This is a genomic window from Mesorhizobium sp. M7A.F.Ca.ET.027.02.1.1, from assembly GCF_004022985.1.
Lineage (GTDB): Bacteria > Pseudomonadota > Alphaproteobacteria > Rhizobiales > Rhizobiaceae > Mesorhizobium.
In genome coordinates this window covers 1-4,449 of record NZ_RZOL01000467.1, presented here as the reverse complement: position 1 = coordinate 4,449, position 4,449 = coordinate 1, and the positions used below count along the sequence as shown (strand labels likewise).

The following is a 4,449-nucleotide window of genomic DNA, read 5'->3' as shown; positions in this document are numbered from 1 at the left end:
TATCAGGGCCCTGCGCAAGGCGCGCGCGCTGACACTCGCCGAGATCGGCTCGAAGCTTGGCCGTTCGGTCGGCTGGGTCAGCCAGGTCGAGCGCGGTCTGTCGACGCCATCGCTCGGTGACCTCCGAGCCTTCGCCGAACTGTTCGGCGTGCCGATCAGCCTGTTCTTCAGCCATGACGTACCTGTCGAAAGCGAGCGCGGCGTGGTCGTGCGCGCTGGCAGGCGCCGCACGCTTGGCACAAGCGAATCCGGCCTGGTGGAGGAGCTTCTGTCGCCCGATCTCGGCGGTAGCTTCGAGATGGTGCGTTCGGTCTTCGCGCCGGGCGCGGAACTGAAGGCCGAGGCGCAGCGGCCGACCGAGGAAGCTGGATACGTCGCCTCCGGGCTGTTCGACATCGAGATCGGAGGTGTCTGGCATCGGCTTGGCGAAGGCGACTCCTTTCGCTTTGAAGGCAAGCCTTACCGCTGGCGCAATCCGGGCGCGGAGCCTGCAATTGTCATCTGGGTGGTTTCACCACCCGTCTATTGAGTTCAAGTTTGGAGAAGAACATGGCGGGTTTGCCGAGCACGGCGCGCGTGGTGATCATCGGAGGCGGTGCCGTCGGCACTTCCGCGCTCTACCATCTCGCCAAGGCGGGCTGGACCGACTGCGTGCTCTTGGAAAAGAACGAGCTGACTTCGGGCTCGACCTGGCATGCCGCCGGCAACGTGCCGACTTTCTCCTCGTCCTGGTCGCTGATGAACATGCAGCGCTATTCGACCGAGCTTTATCGCGGGCTGGCCGACGCAGTCGACTATCCCATGAACTATCACGTCACCGGCTCGCTGCGCCTTGCCCACACGAAAGAGCGCATGCAGGAATTTCAGCGCGCCAAGGGCATGGGCCGCTACCAGGGTATGGACATCGACATCGTCGGCGTCGACGAGATCCAGCGCCGCTATCCCTTCATCGAGACGCATGATTTGAAAGGCGCGCTCTACGACCCGAGCGACGGCGACATCGATCCGGCGCAGCTCACCCAGGCGCTGGCCAAGGGCGCGCGCGACATGGGCGCGAAGATCATCCGCTTCTGCCCGGTCACAGGCGTGCGCCGCGAGAACGACGAGTGGGTGGTCGAGACGGCGCAAGGTGAGATCCGCTGCGAGATCGTCGTCAATGCCGCCGGCTACCGCGCCGCCGAAGTCGGCCGGATGTTCGGCCGCGACGTGCCGATGATGGTGATGAGCCATCAGTACATTTTGTTCGAGGAGATCCCCGAGCTGGCGGCATGGTCGAAGGAACAGGGCAAGAAACTGCCGCTGCTGCGCGACGTCGACACCTCCTACTATCTGCGTCAGGAGAAGAACGGCATGAATCTCGGTCCCTATGAGCGCAATTGCCGCGCGCATTGGGCCACCCACAACGACCCGATGCCGGAGGATTTTTCCTTTCAATTGTTCCCCGACGACCTCGACCGGCTGGAACATTATCTGGCCGATGCCGTCGCCCGCGTGCCGATCCTTGGCACCGCCGGCCTGTCCAAGGTGATCAACGGGCCTATCCCCTACACGCCGGACGGCAACCCGCTGATCGGCCCGATGCCCGGCGTTCCCAACGCCTTCGAGGCCTGCGTCTTCACCTTCGGCATTGCCCAGGGTGGCGGCGCCGGCAAGGTGCTGGCCGAATGGGTGACAGAGGGCCAGACCGAATGGGATATGTGGTCGTGCGACCCGCGCCGCTTCACCTCCTTTGCCTCGGCGCCGGACTACTGCCTCGCCAAGGGCATGGAGATCTACGGCAACGAATACGCGATCCAGTTCCCGCGCCATGCCTGGCCGGAAGGCCGCGACCGCAAGCTGTCGCCGATCCACGATCGCATCAAGGCGCTCGGCGGCCGCTTCGACGCCTACAATGGCTGGGAGCGTGCCACCTGGTACGCACAAGACGGCGATGACATTTCCGAGGAAGCCACGCTGACCTTCCGCCGCGACGGACCGTGGCATCATCGCGTGCGCGAGGAGTGCCTGGCCGTGCGCGACGCCGCCGGCATTTTGGACCTGCCGGGCTTCTCGCGCTTCAACCTCGACGGTCCCGGTGCCGCCGAATGGCTGAGCCTGCAGGTCACCGGCCTGGTGCCGAAGCCCGGCCGCCTCGGTCTCGTCTATTTCGCCGACGACAAGGGCCGCATCGTCACCGAAATGTCCGTGGTTCGCCACGACGACAACCTGATGACGCTGATCACCGCGGCGGTCGCGCAGTGGCATGATTTCGAATGGCTGAAGTCGCGCATGCCCAAGGATGCGCCGTTCAGGCTGATCGACCGGACCGAGGAATTCTCGACCCAGATCCTGGCCGGCCCGAACTCGCGAAAAATCCTCACTGATGTCTGCGAAGCCGACCTCACTCTGCCATGGCTGACGCATCAGGAAACCAAGATCGCCGGCCGCTGGGCGAAGCTTGTGCGCGTCTCCTTCGCCGGCGAACTCGGCTGGGAAATCCACACCAGGGTGGACGACACCGCCGCCATCTTCGACGCCGTCTGCGCGGCAGGCCAGCAGCATGGGCTGAAGCCATTCGGCATGTATGCGTTGGATTCGCTCAGGCTTGAAAAAGGCTACCGCACCTGGAAGGGCGACCTGTCGACCGACTATTCGATCCTGCAGGGGGGGCTGGAGCGCTTCGTCAAATGGGACAAGCCCGATTTCCGTGGCAAGGCTGCACTCCAGAACGAAAAGCAGCAAGGCGTGAAGAAGCGCTTCGTCACGCTGGTTATAGAGAACCCGGGCGACTGCGACGCCCCTTCGGTGTCGACGCTGTGGCATGACGGCAAGATCGTCGGCGAGACGACGTCCGGCGGTTGGGGCCACCGGGTCGACAAGTCGATCGCGCTCGGCATGCTGCGCGCCGATCTGGCCGAGCCAGGCACATCAGTCGAGGTCGAAATCTTCGGTGACCGCTTTCAGGCGATCGTGCAGAAGGATGAACCGCTGTGGGATCCGAAGAACGAAAGGCTGCGCGCATGAAGAAAATCATCCTCACCGATGGCGGCATGGGCCAGGAACTGGTCCGCCGCAGCAAATCCGAGCCGACGCCGCTATGGTCGGCCAGGGTGCTGATCGACGAACCTGATCTGGTGCGCGACCTGCACGCGGAATTCATTCGCGCCGGCGCTCGCGTCATCACCATCAACACTTATTCGGCAACGCCCGAACGCCTGGCGCGTGAAGGTGCGGAAGACCTTTTCAAGCCGTTGCAGAAGCGCGGCATCGAATTGGCCAGGCAGGCCCGCGACGAGGCCGGCGATGCAGCCATCGCCGGCTGCCTATCGCCGCTTTTCGGCAGCTATGCACCGGCACTGACCATTTCCTTCGAGGCCACGCTCGATATTTACCGCCGCATCGTTGCCGAGCAGGCCGATGGCGTCGACCTGTTCCTGTGTGAAACCATGGCGTCGGCGGACGAAGCCCGCGCGGCGGTCACCGCGGCATCGGAAAGCGGCAAGCCGGTATGGGTGTCGTGGACGCTGGCCGACCACGGCAAGCCGCGGCTGCGCAGCGGCGAAGCAATAGCCACCGCGGCAAGCGCGCTCGACGGCCTGGCAGTCGCCGCGCGGCTGGTCAATTGCTGCCGGCCGGAAGCAGTCGCCGCGGCTTTGCCTGAACTGATCGACCTCGGCGGCCCGGTCGGCGCCTACGCCAATGGCTTCACGTCAACCGAAGCACTCAAGCACGGCGGCACCGTCGATGTGCTGCACGCTCGTCACGACCTTGGCCCGGATGCCTATGCCGACCAGGCGATCGGCTGGGTCGAGGCTGGGGCAAGCATCGTTGGCGGCTGCTGCGAAGTCGGACCACCGCACATCGCCGCTCTGCGCGACCGACTCGAACAGGCCGGCTACGAAATTTCGGGAGTTTTGCATGCCTAGACCATCATCGCGCATTTCCGGCATCGTGCCTTCGGGCAAGGACGGCTGGGAAGTCCATTTCGCCGCCTGGACGCGCAAGGAGGCCGGCGAAGACATCATCATGCTGTCGGTCGGTGACCATGATTTCGACACGCCTTCGCAGACGATCGAAGCCTGTGTGACCGCGGTTCGCGGCAGCAATCATCACTACACCCCGCTTCCCGGCCTGCCGCGCCTGCGCAAGGCGATGGCGGCGGCCTCGAGCGCCTGCACCGGGGTCGAGACGTCGCCGGATCAGGTGATCGCCACGCCGGGCGGACAGGCCGCACTCTACGCCGCTGTGCAGGGCGTGCTCGACCAGGGCGACCACGCCATCGTCGTGGCGCCCTACTACGCCACCTATCCCAACACGTTCAGCGCCGCGGGCGCTGACTTCACAGTCGTCGAGACACCGGCCGAGGATGGCTTCCAGCCACGTGCCGACATGATCCGCGCGGCAATCCGGCCGAACACGCGCGCCATCCTGATCAACACGCCGAACAATCCGACCGGTGCTGTCTATTCG

4 protein-coding genes are annotated in these 4,449 nt (G+C 64.8%); all 4 read left to right on the top strand.

Features of this window, described 5'->3' with window-relative positions; all coding sequences use genetic code 11:
• The first annotated feature begins 1 nt into the window (after window position 1).
• Window positions 2-529 (top strand): XRE family transcriptional regulator, encoded by a 528-nt coding sequence (locus tag EN749_RS31370; RefSeq protein ID WP_245491533.1) that lies wholly within the window; start codon window positions 2-4, stop codon window positions 527-529.
• A 20-nt stretch (window positions 530-549) separates the two neighbouring features.
• Window positions 550-3,003, top strand: a complete 2,454-nt coding sequence (locus EN749_RS31365) for an FAD-dependent oxidoreductase (RefSeq protein WP_127810152.1) — start codon at window positions 550-552, stop codon at window positions 3,001-3,003.
• Window positions 3,000-3,905 carry a homocysteine S-methyltransferase family protein gene (locus EN749_RS31360; protein WP_128364608.1) on the top strand — a complete coding sequence of 302 codons (906 nt, stop codon included), beginning with the start codon at window positions 3,000-3,002 and terminating at the stop codon, window positions 3,903-3,905. Before EN749_RS31365 ends, EN749_RS31360 begins: the two co-directional genes overlap by 4 nt.
• Window positions 3,898-4,449 (top strand): aminotransferase class I/II-fold pyridoxal phosphate-dependent enzyme (locus EN749_RS31355; protein ID WP_128364607.1); only part of this gene is annotated, 552 nt, incomplete at its 3' end. The genes EN749_RS31360 and EN749_RS31355, both read left to right, overlap by 8 nt.

Excerpts from the sequence above, each read along its gene's own strand:
- EN749_RS31365 (WP_127810152.1), top strand. The coding sequence starts at position 550 with ATGGCGGGTTTGCCGAGCACGGCGCGCGTGGTGATCATCGGAGGCGGT.
- EN749_RS31360 (WP_128364608.1), top strand. The coding sequence starts at position 3,000 with ATGAAGAAAATCATCCTCACCGATGGCGGCATGGGCCAGGAACTGGTC.